Below are 20759 nucleotides of genomic sequence, written 5' to 3' on the forward strand. Positions count from 1 at the left end.
CTATGTACCAGTTTATACTGGGAAAAATCTCCACCCTTTGCGCGGACCCGCTGGCGTCAACGCTCGCAGATATGGCACCTCAGGGTGCGCGAAACCGTTCCTGGCTGGCAGGCAGGACGCTGCTCGCCCGGACATTATCCCCGTCTCCGCTGCCCGACATTGTGTACGGTGAACAGGGGAAACCCGCCTTTGCGAAAGATCATCGGCTCTGGTTTAACCTGAGCCACAGCGGGGACGACATTGCCCTGCTGGTGAGCGATGAAGGTGAAGTAGGCTGCGATATCGAAGTGATACGCCCGCGTGAAAACTGGCAGGCACTGGCGAACGCGGTTTTCAGCGTGGCGGAGCATGCAGAGCTGGAACGCGAAGCGCAGGAAGCGAAGCTCCCGGCTTTCTGGGGGATCTGGACGCGTAAAGAGGCGATTGTGAAGCAACGAGGCGGCAGCGCCTGGCAGATTGTCAGCATCGACAGTACCTCTGAGGCCCACTCGGTCAGCCAGCTTCAGTTTGGCTCGCTGAGTCTCGCCGTCTGCACGCCCACTCCGTTCACCCTTACCCCCGGGGCGATTTTTCACCACGAGATGTCCGGGGCAGGAATATCACCAGCACGCCCAGCATAATCAACCCGACACCCGCCAGCCCCTGCCACGAGAACGACTCGCCCCAGCCGGGCAGCAGGATCGCCGCGCCCCACACCAGAATATAACTGAGGCTCAGCAAGGCGTACGCTTTGCTGAGCGCCATGCGATGCAGCGCCAGATACCAGCAGCCCATAGAGGCCACATAGCCCATCAGCCCCAGCAGCAGCGCGCCGGTACCGGACGAAAAATGCCAGAGAGCCCTGAAAAATGCCAGCGCCTCGCCGACGGGCGGAAGCGCCTGCATGGCACTGCGCAGCAGCAACTGCGCGGCACTGACTAACGCCACGCTGCATAACGCCCAGCACGCCCCTTTCACAGGCTTCCTCCCAGCAGAACAATCCCGATCATAATCAACCCTACGCCCAGCCAGTGATGTCGGGCCACCTTCTCATGCCAGAGCCCCTTCGCTGCCAGCGTCACCCAGACAAAATTAAGGCTCAGCATGGGATAGGCGACCCCGACGGGAAGACGCTGCAATACCACCAGCCAGACCAGCATGCCGCAGCCCAGCGCCAGCAAGGCGAGCCCCAGCCACAGCACAATATGCGCGCCACGCCGCCCGGTTTTCGCCGGACGGGTCGCTTGTTTCTGACAGAGCTGTCCCGCGCAGGTCAGCAGGCTTGCCAGCACCAGCCAAAGCCAGGTCATCATTGCGGCAAATACTGCAGGTAAGCCAGCCGCCCCTGGATATACAGGTAGTCCGGCTTTGGCAGGTTATCCCGGTTCAGATCGTCGTTCTTCGACAGCAGGATCACCAGCGACACGCTCCCCTGCTGGCGATGCCTCGCCAGCCACTGCGCAAAGTCATCTTTAGTGATAAAGCGGTCTTTCACGTCCGGATAATCCAGCCCGTAACGCAGCTCACCGCTCTGACCAAACATGATGATGTCATTACGTTTAAGCTCCCACGCCAGCCCTGCCGCCACGCCGACGTTATCGGCCAGCACGAACCGGCTCTGCTGGAGCGGGTCGCGCACGGTATCCACCAGCGACTGTGGCTGTTTGGAGTCCACCACCAGGTTGGGAATGGCAAAACCAATCAGCAACGCCAGCCCGGCAGGGCACAGCGCCGCCAGCCACCAGCGCTGCTGGCTCCGTCTGAAGCTAAACCAGCCCACCACGGCCCAGACGAGGAAGGCCACCACCGCGCAGAAGACTTTAAACAGCTCGACCGATGTCCAGACCGGGTGCTTAGCCAGCCCCCACGGCGACACGACTAACGCCGCGATGACACCGAGGGTACCGAACGCCAGGTTGATCCCGGCATTGATGCGTAACACGCTGGCCCCCTTTTCCGCAGCGAGGCAGGCATAGCGCGCCATCAGGATCGCCAGCGGGGCAAAACACGGCAGGATGTAGGTAGGCAGCTTGCCTTTGGCAATGCTGAAGAATAAAAACGGCATCACCACCCAACCGAGCAGATAAAGCCCGCCGCCTGCCGGATGTTTTTCACGCCAGCCCAGACGCAGCGCACCGGGCAACAGCGCCAGCCACGGCAGACTGCCCGCGACCAGGAATGGCAGGTAATACCAGAACGGGGCTTTGTGCTGGGCGTCGCTTTGGGCAAAACGCTGAATGTGTTCAACCCAGAAGAAGTAGCGCCAGAAATCGGGTTCACGCTGGGCAATCGCCAGCCCCCAGGGCAGGACAATAAGCACGCAGCTCAGGATCGCAAGCCCGCCAAAACTCAGCACCTCTTTCCAGCGCTTTTGGGTAATCACCCACGGCAGGACGCCAAGGACCGGCACCGCCAGGGCGAGAAAGCCTTTGGTCATCACCCCCATGCCGCAGGCCAGCCCCAGCACGATGTAGCCCCCCGCTTTGCCAGCCAGGGTCTGCGCCTGCGAGGCCAGCCAGAAACTGCACATCGCCGCCGCCAGCCACAGGGAGATGATGGGGTCGAGCACGGCATAGGTGCCAATGCCATAGACCAGAAACAGCGTCAGGAAGATAAGGCCGGAGAACAGGGCAACGCGTTTTTCGCGCCAGAGTTGCCAGGCCATCCAGATAACCAGTAGCGCCGTCAGGCCGGTGGAAAAGATGGCCCCTGCGCGCACGGCAAAGTTTGTATGGCCAAACAGCAGTTGCCCGAGGCTGTTGACCCAGTAGCCAGCAATCGGCTTTTCAAAGTAACGCAGCCCCAGAAAATGCGGCACAATCCAGTTGCCGGAGGCGAGCATTTCACGGCTGATTTCCGCATAGCGCGTTTCATCAGGCTGCCATAACAGACGGATATCAACCGGAATGAGATAGTAAACAATAAACAGGGCGAAAAGCCCTAAGCCATAACGGGCGACTTTCATGGTACCGGACTCACGGTTTGTTGATAGCCAAGCCAGCCTTCCCGGCCAGCCATTTCACTTCGCACAATTTTGCCGACGGGCAGCGTACTGAGATCGTCTGGCAGCAGGTCGATCAACGGGCAGAACTGAATCCCCTCCTGCGCCGCCAGCGTCAACAGCGCATCGAAATCATGCTGATACGCAATCCCTTCCACCTCGGCGTGGATGGTGTAGACCGGCGTGCCGGTGTCGCGATGTATACAGTCCAGAATGTAGCGGTTGAAGCCGTCGGCGGTCACCTCGCGCCCCACCACTTCATCCCAGGTGGGCAGTGTGACCGGGATTTGCACCGTGCCAACGCGGTTTTCACCGAGCTGCGGTAAAAATGGTCCGCTGCCCCGGCAATCGCTGTTGTAGCGAAACGCGAACGGCTCTTTGGCTTTCACGACGCGTTGATCCGCACGCCATCCGGCCACGGCGGAGCAACGCACCGACTGCCCGATAATGGCCTCCAGCTCCCGCAGACCACGCTCGATTTCCCGGGCCAGGCGAGGAATGTCCCAGACGCCCGCCCAGGCCTGCCAGGCATGGTGATCCCAGGCATGCAGGCCGACCTCATGGTGCTGAGCCGCTTCACGGATGATGGCTTCGTTACCCGCGCCGATACGCCTGCCGGGCCATGCGGTACCGGCCAGCAAAATATCCCAGCCGTAGAGCGATGCTGCGCGCGAGCGCAGCATTTTGAACAGAAATGCCGGTTTAACCAGACGCCATAAATGACGTCCCATGTTGTCTGGCCCCACGCTGAAGAAGATGCTGGCACGCACATCGTGCTTGCTCAGCAGCCTCAGCAGTCCGGCAACGCCGTCACGCGTTCCCCTGAAGGTATCGACATCAATGCGTAAACCGACTTTTTTCATGAGGCCTGTTCCGACAGCTCCACGGTGCGCAGGAAGAAATCGAGCGTCTCATCAATGGTCTGCTCCATCTTCACCGTTGGCGTCCAGTTCAGGCAGCGCTTCGCATTGCGAATGCTCGGCTTGCGGTGCTCAACGTCCTGGTAGCCTTTGCCATAGTAGCTGCTGCTTTCCACTTCGCGGAATCCTGCAAACGGCGGGAACTGGTTACGCAGCGGATGGCGCTCGAAGCTTGCCAGCAGCATTTCGGCCAGTTCACGAATGCTCGCTTCGTTATCCGGGTTGCCGATGTTGATGATCTCCCCGTTGCAGCGGCCATCCTTGTTTTCAATGATGCGGAACAGGGCTTCGATGCCGTCGCTAATGTCGGTGAAGCAGCGTTTTTGTTTACCGCCTTCAATGAGCTTAATGGGCGAGCCTTCCACCAGGTTCAGGATCAGCTGGGTAATGGCGCGGGAGCTACCAATGCGCGCCGCGTTCAGGTTATCCAGACGTGGCCCCATCCAGTTGAACGGCCGGAACAGGGTAAAGCGCAGCCCTTCTTTCTCGCCGTAAGCCCAAATTACGCGGTCCAGCAGCTGTTTAGAGACGGAGTAAATCCAGCGCTGCTTGTTGATCGGCCCGACCACCAGGTTAGAGGTATCTTCATCGAAGTTTTTATCAGTACACATGCCGTACACTTCGGAGGTGGACGGGAAGATGATGCGCTTATCGTATTTCACGCAGTCGCGGATAATCTTCAGGTTCTCTTCAAAATCCAGCTCGAATACGCGCAGCGGATTGCGGGTGTACTCAATCGGCGTGGCAATGGCGACCAGCGGCAGCACCACGTCGCATTTTTTGATGTGGTACTCGATCCACTCGGAGTGGATGCTGATATCCCCTTCCACGAAATGGAAGCGCGGACAGTCAAGGAAACGGCTGATGGCATCGGAGCCAATGTCGAGGCCATAAATTTCGTAGTTATCGTCTTTCAGCAGACGCTCGGTCAGGTGGTTACCAATAAAACCGTTTACGCCGAGGATCAGCACGCGGGTGCGGCGCTTAATTGCCACCACCGGGGCGCTGGTGATCAAGGCGCCGGGAACCAGTCCCAGAGACTGCGCCAGCTGCGCGCCCTGCACATAAATGCCGTTGTCGGTCTGACCGGTCACGATCTCCAGCGCCTGCTCGCCGCAGCTAACAATCAGCGGAGAGACAGAGACGATAGTGCCCGGTTTCGCGGCCGGGACATCGTCGCGCACGCGGGATTTCCAGACGATGAATTTGCTGACGCCGGCAAAGCTATACGCCCCCGGCCAGGGGTCGGTCACTGCGCGCACCAGGTTGTGCAGCTGGCGGGCGGGCTTGTTCCAGTCCAGACGGCCGTCTTCCGGCGTGCGGCGGCCAAAACAACTCGCCTTGCTCTCGTCCTGAGCGGTCTCGCTGAAGGTGCCGTTCAGGATGGTCGGCAGTGCATCGCGCAGCAGGCTTTGTGCCACCGAGCAGAGTTTCTGATGAAGCTGCAGCGCCGTCTCATCCGCATCAATGGCAACACGCTGCTGCGCGATGATGGCGCCCGCATCCGCGCGGTGCACCATGCGGTGCAGGGTCACGCCGGTTTCAGTTTCGCCATTCACCAGCACCCAGTTCAGCGGCGCGCGGCCACGGTAGGCGGGCAGCAATGAGCCGTGAAGGTTAAATGCCCCTTTCGTCGCCAGACGTAAAATATCGTCGCAAATCAGGTTGCGGTAGTAGAACGAGAAGATGACATCCGGGGCGGTGTCGCGAATGCGATCCACCCACAGCGGGTGGTTGATATCGTCCGGCGCGTAGACCGGAATGCCGCGCTCGGCGGCGATACGCGCCACGGAGCCAAAGAAGTTATTCTCGCCTGCGGCGTCCGGATGCGTGAAGATGGCAGCGATATCATAACCCGCTTCAAGCAGGGCAAGCAGGCCCGCGCACCCCATATCGTGATAGGCAAAGACAACAGCTTTCATGGGTGTTTTTCCTCTTGAGAGACTTTGTGTTCCTGGCGGACAACACGTTGAATAAAGTAGCGCGGACGTGCGCGAACATCGTTATAGATACGGCCAATGTACTCACCGAGCAGGCCCATCCCGACAAACTGGGCGCCGATGAACATGAACAGCACGGCAAAGAGCATGAACACCCCTTCCGCCGCCCACTGGGGGCCAAAGACCAGACGCAGGACGACCAGCAAAACGGAAAGCGTGAACCCGGCCAGCGCGATAATGCTGCCGAAGACGCTCAGCAGGCGCAGCGGCGTGGTGGTCAGGCAGGTGATGAGGTCGTACATCAGGTTGATAAGACGCATAAAGCTGTACTTCGACTCCCCATGCTCACGCTCGGCGTGCAGCACCGGGATCTCCGTCGCCTTACGGGCAAAGGTATTCGCCAGAATCGGAATGAAGGTGCTGCGTTCATGGCAGTGCAGCATGGCGTCGACAATATGGCGGCGATAGGCGCGCAGCATGCAGCCGTAATCGCCCATCGCTTTGCCGGTGGTGCGCTGGATCAGGCGGTTGATGGTGCGGGAAGCCAGCTTGCGGAACAGGCTATCCTGACGATTCTGCCGTACCGTACCCACCACGTCGTACCCTTCGTCGGCTTTGGCGACCAGCCGGGGGATCTCCTCCGGCGGGTTTTGCAGATCGGCATCCAGCGTGATGACCAAATCCCCCGTCACGTGGCTGAACCCGGCCATAATGGCCGAATGCTGGCCATAGTTGCGGTTAAGCAGCACCGCGACGATATGGCTGCCTTCGGCCTGCGCAGCCTCGGTCAACATCAGGGCGGAGTTATCGCTGCTGCCGTCATCCACCAGCAGGATTTCGTAGGCTTTGCCCAGCGTCTCGCAGGCGGCGGTGGTGCGGCGGATCAGTTCGGGCAGACTCTCCTGCTCGTTATAAACGGGGATCACCACAGAAACTTTTTGTACAGGCGGCGCACTGAACATATCAATGTCCTGCAAGCTGATGGAGCGCGGTAATGACGCGGGTTGTGTCGTCATGAGTCATGTCCGGGAAAAGTGGGAGAGAACAAATACGCGCGCTGTTCCATTCAGAATGCGGGAGCGATACATCAGGAAAACGCTCGCGGTAGTATTTTTGGGTGTGTGCCGCGCGGAAATGCAGGCCAGTGCCGATGCCCTTCTCCTTCAGGGCCGCCATCAGGTTATCGCGGGAGATCCCGCAACGGGCTTCATCCACGCGAATAATAAACAGGTGCCAGGCGTGCACATGCGGCCATGATGGAATAGTGAGCGGCTGGAACGGCGTGTCGGCCAGCTCGCGCAGGTAGCGTTCGGCGATGTCCTGACGTCGTTTATTGGCCTGTTTCAGTTTGCCCAACTGCACCAGCGCCAGCGCGGCGTTGATATCCGCGAGGTTGTATTTAAAGCCGGGCACGATCACTTCGGCCTGCGGCGCGCGGCCGTGGGTCTGGCGGTCATAGGCATCGACGCCCAGACCGTGGAATTTCAGGCTGCGGATTTTTTGTGCCAGCTGTTCGTCATCCGTCACCACCAGACCGCCCTCGGCGCAGGTCATGTTTTTAATGGCGTGGAAGGAGAAAATTGCCGTGCCCTGCCAGCCCACGTGACGGTCTTTGTAGTACGTGCCCGCGGCGTGTGCCGCATCTTCGATCACCGGAATACCGTGACGTTCCCCCACCGCGCGGATAGCATCGATATCACACGGCGCACCGGCGTAATGCACCGGGATAATCGCTTTGGTACGCGGCGTAATCGCGGCGTCTACCGCGTCCGGGGTGACCATCAGGGTATCTTTGTCCACATCGATCATCACCGGGTTTGCCCCCAGCAGAACGATCATATTCAGCGTGGAGACCCAGGTCAGGGAGGGGGTGATGACGTCATCGCCAGGGCCAATACCCAGCGCCATCAGGGTGACGTGCATCCCGGCCGTTGCCGAACTGACGGCAATGGCGTGGTGATTCCCGGTCTGCTGACAAAATGCCTCTTCAAGCGCCTGATTTTTCGGCCCGGTCGTGATCCAGCCAGAGGTTAATACCTCCTGCAACGCCGCGATTTCCTCATTACCCATTGAGGGGCGGGAAAAAGGCAAAAAATCACTCATCATTAATTTCCTTGCAATAAGAATGGCATGCTTTTGATATTAACCAATTAGCGGACCGTTTATTTCAACGGTTCATAAACTCATATCAAGGTAGCGCTCATTTCTTAGGGAAAAATTAAGAGAGGGAATTAAAATGTTTTCATATGAATATAAACACCTTTAAAAACATAAAGTTATAAAATTATGAATTATTTATTTTGTGACAGCACTCAATTTTTTCAAAATGTAACGTTTAAACCAAAGCTCAACAAACAAAAAAAATCCCGGTTATTTCTTTAAAAACAGAAATAACCGGGAACTTTTCTTTTTAGTTAATTGTCGCGCTTATTTTAAATTATTTGGGAAGTCAGCGGGCAATTCACTGGCCGCACACGCAATTACGCTGTCATCGTTGGCCCCACAGTCGCGCACGAAGGTAATGGTGGCAAATTCATCAATCACTTCTGTTGGATAGGCCGGACCTGCATCGCGATAGCTGTTCATCAGTGGAATGTGATCGTTCTGGAAGCAGACGGTTTTTTCCGGGTTGTTCATGACCCAACGCGGGAAGAAGATAGTGCCATGGAACAGTTTGTCCCCAAGGTTCACAATCAGGCTAACGTCGGTGCCGGTGGGTTCAGTCCAGGAAATTTTATAAATACTCTCACCTACGCGAACAACATACACCTGCTGATCTTTTACCCAACGATTCCCCACCAGGCCGCTGTGAATACGGTAGTCGATGGTATTTTCATTTTTGATATAAATCTCGTAGTTCCAGCCATTATCGTAGGTATAAACCAGATGTTTGCCGATGAAGCCGCTTAAGTCGTGTTTGTCGAAGGTGCTCATATAATGTCTCCTTTGTTTTGATGAGACGATCCTATCCCTTCAAAAAATGAATGAATAACGCTATTTTTGAATCAAATTCATCCAAATTTTAGATTGATTATGCACAAGACGACGCTCGAACAATGGTCCTTGCTGGAGAAGGTGGTGGATGCGGGCAGTTTTGCCAGAGCCGCGGAAGAGACGCACCGCAGCCAGTCTTCCGTCAGCTATAACCTGGCGCTACTGCAGGAACGGCTGGGGGTGGCGCTTCTGGTGCAGGAAGGCCGTCGGGCGGTGTTGACCCCTGCCGGGGAACTGCTGCTCAACCAGGTCAAACCGCTGCTGAAAGCCTTCGCGTACGTTGAGACACGTGCGCTTACCCTGCGTAACGGAATGCGCACGCGGCTGGATCTGGTGGTGGACAATATCTTCCCCCGCCGTCGTCTGTTCGCCATCCTGCGTCAGTTCCAGCAGCAGTATCCGCAGACTCAGGTCCGTCTCACCGAAGTGCTGGAAAATACCCGCGCCGATGCCATCAATGATGAAGCCGATGTGATGGTCTTAACCCGCCGCCAGGATATGACCGGGCTTGGCGAATGGCTGATGAATATCGACTTTGTTGCCGTGGCCCATCACCAGCATCCGCTCTTTCAGCTCGACGCGCCGCTGAACGACGACATGCTCCGCCCGTGGCCGCTGATTAAAATTGCGGACAACCAGACCGCGGCGCACTCCGCCAGTGGCTCGTGGACCTTTTCCACCATTGACGCGGCCATTGAGGCGGTGATGTCGCAGGTGGGTTACGGCTGGCTGCCGGAGGAGCGCATTCAGACTCAGCTGGAACAAGGGGTACTGAAGATGCTGCCGCTCAGCCATGGCGTGCGGCGAGCCACGCCGCTGCACCTGATTGTGAAGCGCTCGCTTAGCCCGCTGGACGAACAGGTTGAGTCGCTATTGCGCCTTTTTAGCCAGGAGCCGTCATCGTCACCTGCTACGCTTTAAGGTCCGAACGTTAAAACGATAAGGAGCAGAGGATGAAAATCGATTTTACGGGGAAAGTGGCGCTGGTCACCGCCTCAACGGGTGGAATTGGCTTCGCCATTGCCAGAGGGCTGGCAGAAAGCGGTGCGGAAGTGATCGTCAATGGCCGCAGTACCGAGTCGGTGAATAAAGGTATTCAGCAGCTGCAGCAGGTGGTGCCGGGCGTGCAGGTGCGTGCCGCGATAGCCGATCTCAGCACGCCGGAAGGGGTCGAGTCGCTGCTGAAGGTGGCGAATAACGTGGACATTCTGGTCAACAATGCCGGGATTTACGGGCCGCAGGATTTCTATGCCACCGACGATGACACCTGGGAACGTTACTGGCAGACCAACGTAATGTCCGGCGTGCGTCTCTCCCGTGCGCTGCTTCCCGGCATGGTGAAGAAAGGCTGGGGCCGAGTGGTATTTATCTCCTCCGAGTCGGCCTGCAATATCCCGGCGGACATGATCCACTACGGCGTGACCAAAACGGCACAGCTCTCGCTGGCACGCGGACTGGCGAAGTTCGTGGCGGGTAGCGGCGTGACGGTCAACAGCGTATTGCCGGGGCCGACGATGTCTGACGGATTCGCAGAGATGATGAAAGACGAGATCGAGAAGACCGGTAAGTCGCTGGAACAGCTGGCAAAAGAGTTTGTGATGGCCAACCGCCCCAGCTCGGTGATCCAGCGAGCGGCCACGGTTGAAGAGGTCGCCAATATGGTGGTCTATGTCTGCTCAGCGCAGGCCTCCGCCACGTCTGGCGCGGCGTTGCGCGTCGACGGTGGCGTGGTGGATGACATTATCTGAGTGGCTCAGGCCGCAAGAATGAGAAAAAAAGCGTGAGGTTTAAGGACTGTGGCGCCAAAGCAGGTAAACTAACGAGCAGAATGTGTATTTCAGCTAAGACGTATTTATGACCAATATGATTGCCGACGAGACCGTGGCCAAATCTAACGTGCTCTCTGTCTTCGACTTTGATGGAACGTTAACACACCACGATAGCTTCATCCCTTTCCTGCGTTTTGCCTTCGGGAAACGTTACTTCGCGGGACGACTGGTGCGTATGGCATTGCCGACGCTCCACTGCGTACGCCGCAAGCTAACGCGTGATGAGCTAAAAGAGGTGCTGATCAAAACGTTCCTGACGGGGGTGGATGAACACTGGTTACGTCAGCAGGCGGAAGCGTTTTGCGAAAAATACTGGAACAAGCTGATGCGCCCCGAGGGGGTGCTGGCGGTGGCGGCGGAGGTGAACTCTGGCGCGGAAGTGACCATCTGTTCCGCCTCTCCGGCACTGGTGCTCCAGCCGTGGGCTGACAAGCTTGGCATCAAGCTGATTGGCACACAACTGGAAGTGAAAGACGGTAAGCTGACCGGGCGCATTACCGGCAACAACTGCCGCTGCGCCCAGAAAGTCGCCAGACTGGAAAAGGTGTATGGCAATCTGAACGAGTACCACCTGCGCGCCTGGGGAGATACCCGTGGCGACCACGAACTGCTGGCCGCAGCGCAGGATCCACACTGGCGGCACTTCCACCCACCGCGCAAGCGCCGCAACTCACCGATTAAGGGTTAGGTGCGGTCTGGTGCCCTCACCCCGGCCCTCTCCCACAGGGAGAGGGAGAAGAGCGTTGCATCAGGCCTCACGTTTCCCCGGGAACATCACGCTCGCAATAATCCCCAGCGCCAGCACGCCTAATACCACGAACAGACTGGTCGTCGCGCCAATGCTGTAGCCGTGATGCCAGAAGTGATCTGTTGCATTCAACCCGAGCTTGAACGCCACGAAGAACAACAGCAGGACCACCGCCTTCTCCAGGTGAACCAGATACTGCTTCAGCGCTTCCAGTACGAAATAGAGCGTACGCAGGCCGAGGATGGCAAACATCATGGCGCTGTAGATAATCAGCGGCTCGCGGCTGACGGCGATAATGGCCGGTACGGAGTCAAACGCGAACATCACATCAGACAGCTCCACGACCGCCACGCAAAGTAATAATGGCGTCGCGTAACGTTTCGCTTTTTTGACGCGCCCAACCATTACGTCCTGGTTTTCTGGTTTTTCCAGTTCCGCATCCACCTCTTTCTGGGTCAGAATAAAGGCGTGGCTGCTGATTTTCGGCCAGACAGGATAGAAGCGTTTCACCAGGCGATAGGCCAGGTGTCCGGAGTAATCTTCAACCTCGTCGCTCTCTTCGTTACGCCTGAGCATCATTACCGCCGTCCAGCCAACGACCAGCGCGAAAATAACCTCCACGTACGGCCCCAGACTCAGCAGGCTGGTCCCAATAGCCACGAAGATACCGCGGAAGACAATCGCCCCCAGCACACCCCAGTAGAGTACGCGGTGACGGTATTTATCCGGCACGCCGAACCAGGCGAAAATCGCCATCATCACAAACAGGTTATCGACCGAGAGCACCTCTTCCAGCGCGTAGCCGGTGAGGAACAGGCTCGCCATCTCGGCACCGTGGTGAACATACAGGAACCCGGCAAACGCCATCGCCATCGAGAACCAGAAAACGGACCACATTGCGGCACTTTTCAGCGAGACAGGCTTATCGTGACGGTGCATGAAGAGGTCGATAAACATCGCCCCGACAGCCATCACCACAAAGACAACAACGGTTTCCGTCGGGAAACCGAGATGAGCAGCAGACATACACAACCCTTTTGTAGAGGCAAAACACAAAAACCATGCAGACTGGCATATGCCAGCAGAGAAAAAGATGGAACGGTTTTACAACGGTTCCCCCCTTCAAACCGCAGCTCTGTGTCTGCGCAAGGCGTGTACTTTACCTCACAACGTGGGGTGACGCATCTGCCGTTTAGGCGCTTTGCGTAACGCGCCTGATATGTGAGTCACCTCTTATTTACATAATTTAAACCTTCCATTCACTGGATAAAAATAACGCAACGTCGCTATAGTGGTTTTGTTAAATAAAACTGAGTTGTACCTGATAAAACTAAGAACAGACCCTGCGAGGACACAATGACAGAACAAACGCGTTATGGCGCTACCACCAGTGAGGGGATAGAAAAGGAGACGATGCGAAAGGTGATCTGGCGTATCCTCCCGTTTCTCATCGTCAGCTACCTGATCTCCATTATCGATCGCGGGAACATCGGCATGGCATCGCTGCAGATGAATGAGGATCTCGGTCTTAGCAAAGCGGCATTTGGTTTCGCCAGCAGTCTCTACTTTGTGGCCTATTTTTTGTTTGAAGTTCCAAGCAATCTGGCGATGCAAAAAGTCGGCGCACGACTGTGGATCCCGCGCATTATGATCAGCTGGGGCGTCGTTTCAATGTGTATGTCATTGGTTCAGAACACTACGTCGCTCTATATCGTACGTTTTCTGCTCGGCGCTGCTGAAGCGGGCTTTTTCCCGGGCGTCGTACTTTATCTGACCTGGTGGATCCCTTCCCGCTACCGCGCACGCATTATTGCGTCATTTATGGTTGCCATCCCGCTCGCCAACTTCATCGGCTCCCCACTCTCCGGGTTGATTCTGTCAATGGATGGCTGGTTGGGTCTTCGCGGCTGGCATCTGCTGTTTATTATTGAAGGCTTACCCGCCGTGCTGCTGGGCATTGCCGCCTGGTTTATTCTTCGCGATCGTCCTCATCAGGCGAACTGGCTCAGCAGTGAGCAGAAACAATGGCTGGAAAGCACGCTGGAGAGCGAGCGTAATCAGCAAAAGAACATTGGACATCAAACGACGTGGCAGCTTTTGAAGCATCGCCAAATCTGGCTGATGGCACTCATTTACGCGGGCGCATCGTCTGCAGGCACTACCATCAGCGTCTGGTCTCCTCAACTGCTTAAATCCTTCCACCTCGATAACCTGGAAACAGGCCTGCTCAACGCTATCCCTTACGGTCTGGCATCCGTTCTCATGATTATTTGGGGGCGAAACTCGGATCGTACCAACGAGCGCCGCTGGCACACCGCACTGACACTGTTCATGATTGCCGCAGGCGTGTTCGCTGCATTTGTGAGCGTGTCGCTGCCGGCGACTATTGTGATCCTCAGCATCATGTTGATAGGTGCGTATTCCATGAAAGGGCCTTTCTGGGCGCTGGCATCCAGTTGGATGAGCAGTACTTCAGCGGCTGCAGGGCTGGCTGCGATTGGCGCTATTGCTAACCTGATCGGCGGCGCGGTCATGGTCAATGCATACGGTATTATCAATGAGCGGACGGGCAGCTACACGCTGGCTATGCTTCCGCTGGCCACGCTGTGTGTGGCGGGAGGTATCGCAGTTCTCATTATGGGACGACAGGCCCGTAACGCTCAGCTACACGAAAAACAGGTCACGCATTAGTGATGACAAAAGCGGGACGCGTGTCCCGCTTTTCGTTAACCGTTTTCTTCCGCTGTATCGCTCGTTTCCCCGTAGAACTGCTGACAGAAGGGCTTGCTGGCCCCCATTTTCTGTGACAGGCGGCTGGCGGTATCGTGCATCAACTGACGAATACCTTGCTCCCTGCGATCTTCCGTCAGTCGCGAGATGGGGCCGGTCAATGCCAGCGCCGCAATCAGTTTGTCATGAACGCCGAAGACGGGCATCGCAAACGCCGCGGTATGGGGATCGCGGGCACCTGCCGTGTAGAGCGGAAGCGCAGGCTCACCGCCCGGCAGGGGCTCATTGAGGCCCCAATGGCGTAGAACCTTACTGATAGCAGAATCATCCAGCGGGAACTGAGTGCCGGGGAGATTGCTGTGTCGGAGCCCATGTGAGGCTTCTGCCCGAAACAGGCACAGACGTTGTCCGCCCTCTAATACATACCAGCTGGCGCTCTCCTGGGAAGCCATGGATAAGGCCTGAAGTTCAGGCTGCACCACCCGGGAAAGATGGAAAGACTGTTCATAAAGCTTACCGAGATAAAGCAGACGAGGACCAAGCGCATAATTGCCGTCATCATGTCTGACGACATAGTTCATCCGTTCAAGAGAGTTCATTAAGCGGTAAACCGTGGTTTTGTGGTAACCCGATAGCTGCGCCAGGGCGGTTAACGTCAGGCTTTCATCGCCAGGACGGAAGCAATCCAGTAAAGCCAGCGCCTTCTCAACCGCTACAACGCCTTCATTCCCCATCATTATCTCCTTTTCAGCCCGGCAGAGAGTGTACCTCAAATTTTGTGAGTCACTTCGTGTTTACATCACAAACCCCTTCTCAGGTCTGGCTAAAAGGAAAGCAACACCGCTATAGTTGTTTTGTATTGTACACCTTCATTGTACACAGTAAAACAACATGGAGAGAGTCATGTCCGTTTCTGAAAAATCATTGATAAACCGCCAGTTCGAACGCGTATCGGCTGAAGAGGTACGCCAGGCCGCCGAATATCAGGCAGCCATACTGGCGGATGTCGCCGGGCGCCGCGGTACGCTGCATGGACGAATCAAACCGTTGGCATCGCACATGTCCGTTGCGGGTCCGGCTGTTACCGTTGAGGTGCGTCCGGGAGATAATCTTGCCATTCATGCCGCGATGGCCGTTGCCCAGCCCGGCGATGTCCTGGTTGTCGATGGAAAAGGCGATCTGAGCTGCGCGCTACTGGGTGAAATCATGGCCACCCAGGCTCAGGCGAGCGGTATTGCAGGGATCATTATCGACGGAGCGGTACGTGACGCCGACACACTGGGCAAGGGTAACTATCCCGTTTTCTCTGCTGGTCTGAATCCCTGCGGCCCGACAAAGTCCATTTCTGGCCGGGTGAACCATCCCATTTCCGTTGCCGGGGCGACAGTGCATGCCGGAGATTTGGTAGTGGCCGATATCGACGGCGTGGTGGTGATCCCACGCGAGGAAGTTAAGCAGATTATCAGTCTGGCAAAAGGGAAGCTGGAGATGGAGACCAAACGTCTTGCTGCTATCCGTGAGGGCGATTTACGCCCACACTGGCTCAATGACGCGCTGCGTAAGGCGGGCATGCTGGCAGACGGGGAGACGCTGTAATGGCAAATAAGAAGGTAGTCCTGGTAACCGGGAGCGACCTGGCAGAGCAGGCCATGGCGATATTGCACGACTTTGAGGTGGTGTTTGCGGGTCGTCAGCCCACGGAGGATGAGCTGATTGCACTGTGTGAACAGCATAATCCGGTGGCAATACTGGTACGTTACGGCAAGATTAGCGCGAAAATCATGGATGCAGCACCAGCCCTGCAGGTTATTTCCAAGCACGGAAGCGGGATCGATGTGATAGACCAGGCGGCAGCGGCTGAGCGTAATATCGCCGTCCGCTCTGCACCGGGAGCTAACGCGGCGGCGGTGGCTGAACACACCTGGGCATTAATTCTCGCCTGCGCCAAATCGGTGGTGTCGCTGGATACGCGACTGCGCCAGGGGCACTGGGATAAAGCCACGCATAAATCCATCGAACTGGAAGGACTCACGCTGGGACTGATCGGGCTGGGGGCTATTGGCTCACGGGTAGCACAGATCGGTCACGTCTTTGGTATGCGGGTTCTTGCTTACGATCCCTATGCTCAATCAATGCCTTCCATATGCGAGCGTACTGATACTCTGACCGACCTACTTTCCCGTTCCGATGTGATTTCTTTGCATTGTCCGCTCACCGACGATAATCGGGGCATGATCAATACGAAAACGCTCGCATACGTTAAGCCAAACGCTATTCTGGTGAATACGGCACGCGGCGGCTTGATTGACGATCGGTCATTGCTCGCGGCGCTAGAGAATCGAACCTTGCACAGCGCGGGGCTGGACAGCTTTACCAGCGAACCACTGGCCGCTCCGCACCTCTGGCAGGGGGTCGAGAACGTCATTATCTCTCCGCATATTGGCGGCGTCAGCGCAGCATCGTATATCAAAATGGGCACCGTGGCGGCCAGCAATATTGTAGACGTTGTAAGTGAAGCTGAAGAAACAACGCTTACCGCGAGCCGCTAATCCAAAATGAACTCCCTCAGGGCTTCTCTGCTGTGTAGAGACATTAAAGTTGTATCCTTTAACCTGAAAAAGACTTTAAAGTTGTAAAGTTTTAAAAAAACACATACAAAACATGATGCTAAGTGTGTATCACACGCTGTTCCAACATTATGCCTTGATGTTCTTGCAGGAACTGCAATTTACAGGAGGAAAAAGGTGTTTTTGTAGTTATCTGGCGTTACGTGACAGTGTTGGTCAGATACTTCCACCTCTTCAGAGTTAAAGTTTGATATATGGGAAAAAAAACGCTCCCGGACGGGAGCGTAAGCCAGTGACTTCGGCGTCAAATGAGGGTCTAACAAGTGGAGCTGCGGGTTAATTCTGGGTGATCTGACTGCGATGCTTATCAGCCTGCTGCTGGTGAACAACGGAAGACTGACCATTATTCGCCTTCTCATGTACAGCTGCGGCCTTCTCATGCTCGCTCATTTCAGAAAATGACTTTGCTGTTTCGTTGGTAGCTCCGGGTTTAGCTTTCATCATTTTTTTATGCATTTCAGCCATGTCCTGGTGGGCAGCAGAATTGCTGTTTTGCATCATGTCATGGGACATTGCGGCCTGATCGTGACTGCTCATATCCATCATTGTCATGCTGTCTCCCTGAATTGCACTTTTTTCAGCAGATGACTGCATCTGGTGGGCAGGTGCCTGTGCATTATTTACCTGGTCATGCATGTTCATTGTCTCTGCAGCCATGGCAGATGAAGCGGCAGCCATAATGGCAACAAATGATACGAGAATCTTTTTCATGGTTGGGTCTCCGGTGTTTACATACCCAAACAATCAATGGCTTATAACAGAGAAAGCAGTTGATCTCAGGGCGGGTTAATCATCACTCCAGGAACCAGGTGATTGTGTTATCACGCTGCTCCTGATTTATGAATAATTATAAAAAACCGCCTCTGTTTATCGCGTGACTGAATGATGACAATTTTGTCACCTTCCAGGTTTCTCCTGAACAACGGGATTAATCCATTAACAGGCGCACTTTGAACACAATTTCACGCCCCTGCTGTTCTGCTGACAGCTCGCCGCCGTGAGCATGAATGATCGACCTTGTAATTGATAATCCCAGCCCCGCGCCTTCCGTGTTGTAGAACCTTGATGAGTCTGCGCGATAGAACCGGTCAAACAAACGTTCCAGATTAGCGGGAACCTGGCCGGACATCGTATTCGTAATCATCACGTTCACACAGTCACTGTCACGCTCAAGGTGTATCGCTGTACAGGTGTTATCGGGAGAATACTTGATTGCATTGGAAAGCAGGTTACTGAAAGCACGTCGGAGCATATCGCTGTCTCCGGCAACAACGCCCTCTCCTTCAACCGTGATTGTCTTTCCTGTTTCGTCTGCCAGGGGCTCGAACAACTCACGTAATTCATTCAGTTCGGCTGCCAGATCCACATCATGTTTATCCAGCCGCAGCAGACCATGCTCTGAACGTGCCAGAAAAAGCATGTCACTGGTCATTCGTGACAACCTTTTCAGTTCTTCCAGGTTAGCGAATAAAATTTCGCGGTAATGCGAAACATCCCTTTCCTTAGCCAGTGCAAACTGCGTCTGCATCATCAGATTACTGACTGGTGTGCGCAGCTCATGCGCGATGTCAGACGAGAAATCTGACAGTTTCCGGAATGCCCCCTCCAGGCGATCAAACATATTATTGAACTCCTGCATGGTCTCAGAGATTTCCGGCGGAGCCAGATCGGGATTTAGACGCTGATCCAGGCTGTGTACGGTCATGGAGGAAGCCAGACTGGTCATTTCCCGTAGCGGTTTCAGACCAATACGTGTGGTCAGCCAGCCCAGAAAAACAGAAATAAAGACCAGACCGATATTGAACCAGAACAGCCAGGTACTGAGTTTGTCCATAAACAGGGTGTGATACCCAGTATCCGTGGCAACCGTAATGATGACATGTTTGCTTTTACCCTGTTCCGGCGTCACGGCAACCCGCCGCGAGATACTGCGGTACACGGTGTTATTTTCTTCCGTCTGGATCATATAGTCGAGAATATCACCCGACTTATTAAGCAGGACCGCTGGAACAACAGAATTTTTGGCATAGAGTTCAACAATTTTTTCATTTTCCATGTTTTTTATAGAAATGAATAAGCCATTGTGCCCCACCATCGCATCGTTTATTTTTTCTGATAATGACTTAATATCCGTTTTGTTCCTGAACGTCTCTGTTTTAAGAAACTCTTCGGTGAGCTGAAGTTTACCTGTCAGAAAATCGCGGTCCTGATTATCGAAATAGCCATTAAGGGTGCTAATCAGGATAAAACTTGATAACCACCATACCGTAAGCATCACCGCAGAAAAAATCAGGCTCAGGCGTGTGGTCAGGGAAATTTTGAACCTCACTCTTCTCTGATCTCCAGGACATATCCGGCACCGCGAACGGTATGGATCAGTTTTGGCTCAAAGTCATCATCAATTTTACTTCTCAGACGTCTCACGGCGACATCAATCACATTCGTATCACTGTCAAAATTCATGTTCCAGACCAGGGACGAGATAAGACTCCTGGGTAACACTTCTCCGGTGCGTTGCAGCAGCAACTCAAGCAGAACGTATTCTTTACCGGTGAGATGGATCTTCTTCCCCGAACGGATCACGGTCCGGCGCACCATATCAACGGTCATATCGGCGATGGTGCAGACTGTTGCGGCCTGCGAGCGTGCCCGGCGCAGTAGGGTTCTTACACGTGCAACCAGCTCCGTAAAATCAAAGGGCTTAATCAGGTAGTCATCTGCGCCAAGCTCCAGTCCTTTCACTTTGTCCCGCACGTTGTCCTTTGCGGTTAAAAACAGGACCGGTTCTTCGTGCCCGGACTCCCTCAGTGCGCTGATGATTTGCCACCCGTCGAGGAAAGGCAGCATCACGTCCAGTATTATCAAATCATACTGTCCCTTCGACGCGGCCCCGAGACCATCGCGGCCATTATTAAAGAGATCGGCCTGATAGCCTTCCTCAACCAGTCCCTGCTGCAGGTAACGACCTGTTTTTTGTTCGTCTTCAACGATTAAAATACGCTGCATGGTCAACTCGCTGATATGAAAGTAAAAATCTCACGCATGAGCTTTGGCTGTCCCCTAGCTGACCTGAGACGGAGCAAGCATTCCGAGCCACGCTACGGCGCCCAGAATGATAATCGCAACAACGAATTCTGTCAGGATGCTGTTTCGCATCAGGGCAACGCTGCGATCATAATTCCCTTCCCTGACCATAACTTCAAGCCGGGGACCCAGGTGAAACCGGTTTGCTGCAGCCAGAAGAAGCATCAGAACAAACAGAGCCGTCTTGGCAAGCAATATCCTCCCCCAGGAACTGTTGAATAAGGGAGTTAAGTTACCCTCAGCAATATACAGATAGTTGACCAGCGCACTCAGGATCAGGGCTACAACAATCACCGTTCCTGCCGTGGCAAATTTTGCCAGGGAGTCAGATATCACAATGACGCTCTGTGCATTATGCTCGTTTCTGCGCATCAGCAGGATAGCAAATGCAACCAGAGCACCTGTCCAGGCACCTGCAGCGCCGAGATGGGTCAGATCGCTCAGTAAATGGAGATAGTAATGCAGACCGTCATGCATAACGGCGTGTCCTCCCCAGGCAAGTGTAGCCAGCGCCACGCCCCCACTCATCGTCATCAGCAGGCAGGACAATACTCTCTTATTAGTGTAAAGGAACAAAGCACCGAGTGTGGTAAACAGGGCACAGAGCCTGACAATCCAGCTAATACCCACATCAGTTTCTTCTATCACCATCTCGATAACATGGATGGATAATTCTCTGAGGTCAGTTACTCCACTCATGGCATTAGATACCAGGAGCATATTAATGCCAGTAAGAATGATGCCTGTAACAACAGCAAAAGTTATAAACGACCTGAAATTAGTCAGGTTATAGGTTTCATGTCTGACACCGCTTATTCCATATATCTGAAAAAATGGCAATCCAAATATTACCATCAAATCCAGATAAAGAAGAAAACGAATAACAATCATAATCAGGTCGTTCATA

Annotated in this window: 21 protein-coding genes; 7 read left to right on the top strand and 14 right to left on the bottom strand. The window is 54.9% G+C overall.

Translation table 11 applies throughout. The features are described from left to right. Nucleotides 1–2: 2 nt before the first annotated feature. The gene (gene acpT, locus EQV24_RS20450) at nt 3–620 is read left to right on the top strand and encodes a 4'-phosphopantetheinyl transferase AcpT (protein WP_029883618.1); all 618 of its coding nucleotides are present in this window, start codon (nt 3–5) and stop codon (nt 618–620) included. On the opposite strand, the gene arnF is transcribed toward acpT, so the two are convergent. The 8 genes from arnF to EQV24_RS20490 form a co-directional block, all read right to left on the bottom strand. Continuing rightward, nucleotides 553–957, bottom strand: a complete 405-nt coding sequence (gene arnF, locus EQV24_RS20455; protein ID WP_013099171.1) for a 4-amino-4-deoxy-L-arabinose-phosphoundecaprenol flippase subunit ArnF — start codon at nt 955–957, stop codon at nt 553–555. The genes acpT and arnF overlap by 68 nt on opposite strands. Next, nucleotides 954–1292: a 4-amino-4-deoxy-L-arabinose-phosphoundecaprenol flippase subunit ArnE gene (gene arnE, locus EQV24_RS20460; RefSeq protein ID WP_013099172.1), complete on the bottom strand. Its 339-nt coding sequence runs from the start codon at nt 1290–1292 to the stop codon at nt 954–956. Before arnE ends, arnF begins: the two co-directional genes overlap by 4 nt. Then, complete coding sequence (arnT, locus tag EQV24_RS20465; RefSeq protein ID WP_130626980.1) at nt 1289–2944, bottom strand: lipid IV(A) 4-amino-4-deoxy-L-arabinosyltransferase; 1656 nt, start codon at nt 2942–2944, stop codon at nt 1289–1291. Before arnT ends, arnE begins: the two co-directional genes overlap by 4 nt. Further along, entirely contained in the window at nt 2941–3843 is a 903-nt protein-coding gene (gene arnD / locus EQV24_RS20470) for a 4-deoxy-4-formamido-L-arabinose-phosphoundecaprenol deformylase (protein ID WP_130626981.1), read from the bottom strand. Before arnD ends, arnT begins: the two co-directional genes overlap by 4 nt. After that, nucleotides 3840–5822 carry a bifunctional UDP-4-amino-4-deoxy-L-arabinose formyltransferase/UDP-glucuronic acid oxidase ArnA gene (arnA, locus tag EQV24_RS20475; protein ID WP_130626982.1) on the bottom strand — a complete coding sequence of 661 codons (1983 nt, stop codon included), beginning with the start codon at nt 5820–5822 and terminating at the stop codon, nt 3840–3842. The genes arnD and arnA overlap by 4 nt, the downstream gene beginning before the upstream one ends. Further along, nucleotides 5819–6802 carry an undecaprenyl-phosphate 4-deoxy-4-formamido-L-arabinose transferase gene (gene arnC / locus EQV24_RS20480; RefSeq protein ID WP_013099176.1) on the bottom strand — a complete coding sequence of 328 codons (984 nt, stop codon included), beginning with the start codon at nt 6800–6802 and terminating at the stop codon, nt 5819–5821. Before arnC ends, arnA begins: the two co-directional genes overlap by 4 nt. A gap of 1 nt (nt 6803) precedes the next feature. Next, nucleotides 6804–7943, bottom strand: coding sequence for a UDP-4-amino-4-deoxy-L-arabinose aminotransferase (gene arnB, locus EQV24_RS20485; RefSeq protein WP_130627003.1), 1140 nt, complete (start codon nt 7941–7943; stop codon nt 6804–6806). Between the two features lie 324 nt (nt 7944–8267). Beyond that, a complete protein-coding gene (locus tag EQV24_RS20490; protein ID WP_029883623.1) occupies nt 8268–8774 on the bottom strand; it encodes a phenolic acid decarboxylase in 507 nt (168 codons plus the stop codon). A 99-nt stretch (nt 8775–8873) separates the two neighbouring features. On the opposite strand from EQV24_RS20490, the gene EQV24_RS20495 reads away from it, so the two are divergent. From EQV24_RS20495 to EQV24_RS20505, 3 genes are all read left to right on the top strand, one after another. Then, nucleotides 8874–9755 carry a LysR family transcriptional regulator gene (locus tag EQV24_RS20495; protein ID WP_029883624.1) on the top strand — a complete coding sequence of 294 codons (882 nt, stop codon included), beginning with the start codon at nt 8874–8876 and terminating at the stop codon, nt 9753–9755. Between the two features lie 32 nt (nt 9756–9787). Then, nucleotides 9788–10582 carry an SDR family NAD(P)-dependent oxidoreductase gene (locus tag EQV24_RS20500; RefSeq protein WP_020687718.1) on the top strand — a complete coding sequence of 265 codons (795 nt, stop codon included), beginning with the start codon at nt 9788–9790 and terminating at the stop codon, nt 10580–10582. 106 nt (nt 10583–10688) lie between these two features. Next, a complete protein-coding gene (locus EQV24_RS20505; RefSeq protein WP_013099181.1) occupies nt 10689–11351 on the top strand; it encodes an HAD family hydrolase in 663 nt (220 codons plus the stop codon). 60 nt (nt 11352–11411) lie between these two features. Here the strand turns inward: EQV24_RS20505 and EQV24_RS20510 are convergent, their stop codons facing one another. Beyond that, on the bottom strand, nt 11412–12437 hold the full coding sequence (locus EQV24_RS20510) for a TerC/Alx family metal homeostasis membrane protein (RefSeq protein ID WP_014833633.1): 1026 nt from the start codon (nt 12435–12437) through the stop codon (nt 11412–11414). Between the two features lie 330 nt (nt 12438–12767). Between EQV24_RS20510 and EQV24_RS20515 the strand changes: the two genes are divergently transcribed. Continuing rightward, a complete protein-coding gene (locus EQV24_RS20515; RefSeq protein ID WP_038983925.1) occupies nt 12768–14102 on the top strand; it encodes an MFS transporter in 1335 nt (444 codons plus the stop codon). 35 nt (nt 14103–14137) lie between these two features. On the opposite strand, the gene EQV24_RS20520 is transcribed toward EQV24_RS20515, so the two are convergent. After that, nucleotides 14138–14875: an IclR family transcriptional regulator gene (locus EQV24_RS20520; protein WP_038983926.1), complete on the bottom strand. Its 738-nt coding sequence runs from the start codon at nt 14873–14875 to the stop codon at nt 14138–14140. Between the two features lie 169 nt (nt 14876–15044). Between EQV24_RS20520 and EQV24_RS20525 the strand changes: the two genes are divergently transcribed. Together EQV24_RS20525 and EQV24_RS20530 are read left to right on the top strand one after the other, a co-directional pair. Beyond that, on the top strand, nt 15045–15737 hold the full coding sequence (locus EQV24_RS20525; protein WP_047023353.1) for a diguanylate cyclase: 693 nt from the start codon (nt 15045–15047) through the stop codon (nt 15735–15737). Further along, nucleotides 15737–16690: an NAD(P)-dependent oxidoreductase gene (locus EQV24_RS20530; RefSeq protein WP_130626983.1), complete on the top strand. Its 954-nt coding sequence runs from the start codon at nt 15737–15739 to the stop codon at nt 16688–16690. The genes EQV24_RS20525 and EQV24_RS20530 overlap by 1 nt, the downstream gene beginning before the upstream one ends. A gap of 354 nt (nt 16691–17044) precedes the next feature. On the opposite strand, the gene pcoE is transcribed toward EQV24_RS20530, so the two are convergent. From pcoE to pcoD, 4 genes are all read right to left on the bottom strand, one after another. Beyond that, entirely contained in the window at nt 17045–17479 is a 435-nt protein-coding gene (gene pcoE, locus EQV24_RS20540) for a copper resistance system metallochaperone PcoE (protein ID WP_000723069.1), read from the bottom strand. Nucleotides 17480–17696: 217 nt separating this feature from the next. After that, nucleotides 17697–19097, bottom strand: coding sequence for a copper resistance membrane spanning protein PcoS (gene pcoS / locus EQV24_RS20545; protein WP_001211180.1), 1401 nt, complete (start codon nt 19095–19097; stop codon nt 17697–17699). Then, entirely contained in the window at nt 19094–19774 is a 681-nt protein-coding gene (gene pcoR / locus EQV24_RS20550; RefSeq protein WP_001188930.1) for a copper response regulator transcription factor PcoR, read from the bottom strand. The genes pcoS and pcoR overlap by 4 nt, the downstream gene beginning before the upstream one ends. A 54-nt stretch (nt 19775–19828) precedes the next feature. Further along, the gene (gene pcoD / locus EQV24_RS20555) at nt 19829–20707 is read right to left on the bottom strand and encodes a copper resistance inner membrane protein PcoD (protein WP_229692861.1); all 879 of its coding nucleotides are present in this window, start codon (nt 20705–20707) and stop codon (nt 19829–19831) included. Nucleotides 20708–20759 lie beyond the last annotated feature (52 nt).

Source organism: Enterobacter sp. A8 (genome assembly GCF_004296595.1).
GTDB classification, from domain to species: Bacteria; Pseudomonadota; Gammaproteobacteria; order Enterobacterales; family Enterobacteriaceae; genus Enterobacter; species Enterobacter cloacae.

Bases quoted from the DNA above. Each gene is read 5' to 3' on its own strand.
- acpT (WP_029883618.1), top strand. From the start codon at position 3: ATGTACCAGTTTATACTGGGAAAAATCTCCACCCTTTGCGCGGACCCG.
- arnE (WP_013099172.1), bottom strand. From the start codon at position 1,292: ATGATGACCTGGCTTTGGCTGGTGCTGGCAAGCCTGCTGACCTGCGCG.
- arnT (WP_130626980.1), bottom strand. From the start codon at position 2,944: ATGAAAGTCGCCCGTTATGGCTTAGGGCTTTTCGCCCTGTTTATTGTT.
- arnD (WP_130626981.1), bottom strand. From the start codon at position 3,843: ATGAAAAAAGTCGGTTTACGCATTGATGTCGATACCTTCAGGGGAACG.
- arnA (WP_130626982.1), bottom strand. From the start codon at position 5,822: ATGAAAGCTGTTGTCTTTGCCTATCACGATATGGGGTGCGCGGGCCTG.
- arnC (WP_013099176.1), bottom strand. From the start codon at position 6,802: ATGTTCAGTGCGCCGCCTGTACAAAAAGTTTCTGTGGTGATCCCCGTT.
- arnB (WP_130627003.1), bottom strand. From the start codon at position 7,943: ATGAGTGATTTTTTGCCTTTTTCCCGCCCCTCAATGGGTAATGAGGAA.
- EQV24_RS20490 (WP_029883623.1), bottom strand. From the start codon at position 8,774: ATGAGCACCTTCGACAAACACGACTTAAGCGGCTTCATCGGCAAACAT.
- EQV24_RS20495 (WP_029883624.1), top strand. From the start codon at position 8,874: ATGCACAAGACGACGCTCGAACAATGGTCCTTGCTGGAGAAGGTGGTG.
- EQV24_RS20500 (WP_020687718.1), top strand. From the start codon at position 9,788: ATGAAAATCGATTTTACGGGGAAAGTGGCGCTGGTCACCGCCTCAACG.
- EQV24_RS20505 (WP_013099181.1), top strand. From the start codon at position 10,689: ATGACCAATATGATTGCCGACGAGACCGTGGCCAAATCTAACGTGCTC.
- EQV24_RS20510 (WP_014833633.1), bottom strand. From the start codon at position 12,437: ATGTCTGCTGCTCATCTCGGTTTCCCGACGGAAACCGTTGTTGTCTTT.
- EQV24_RS20515 (WP_038983925.1), top strand. From the start codon at position 12,768: ATGACAGAACAAACGCGTTATGGCGCTACCACCAGTGAGGGGATAGAA.
- EQV24_RS20520 (WP_038983926.1), bottom strand. From the start codon at position 14,875: ATGGGGAATGAAGGCGTTGTAGCGGTTGAGAAGGCGCTGGCTTTACTG.
- EQV24_RS20525 (WP_047023353.1), top strand. From the start codon at position 15,045: ATGTCCGTTTCTGAAAAATCATTGATAAACCGCCAGTTCGAACGCGTA.
- EQV24_RS20530 (WP_130626983.1), top strand. From the start codon at position 15,737: ATGGCAAATAAGAAGGTAGTCCTGGTAACCGGGAGCGACCTGGCAGAG.
- pcoE (WP_000723069.1), bottom strand. From the start codon at position 17,479: ATGAAAAAGATTCTCGTATCATTTGTTGCCATTATGGCTGCCGCTTCA.
- pcoR (WP_001188930.1), bottom strand. From the start codon at position 19,774: ATGCAGCGTATTTTAATCGTTGAAGACGAACAAAAAACAGGTCGTTAC.
- pcoD (WP_229692861.1), bottom strand. From the start codon at position 20,707: ATGGTAATATTTGGATTGCCATTTTTTCAGATATATGGAATAAGCGGT.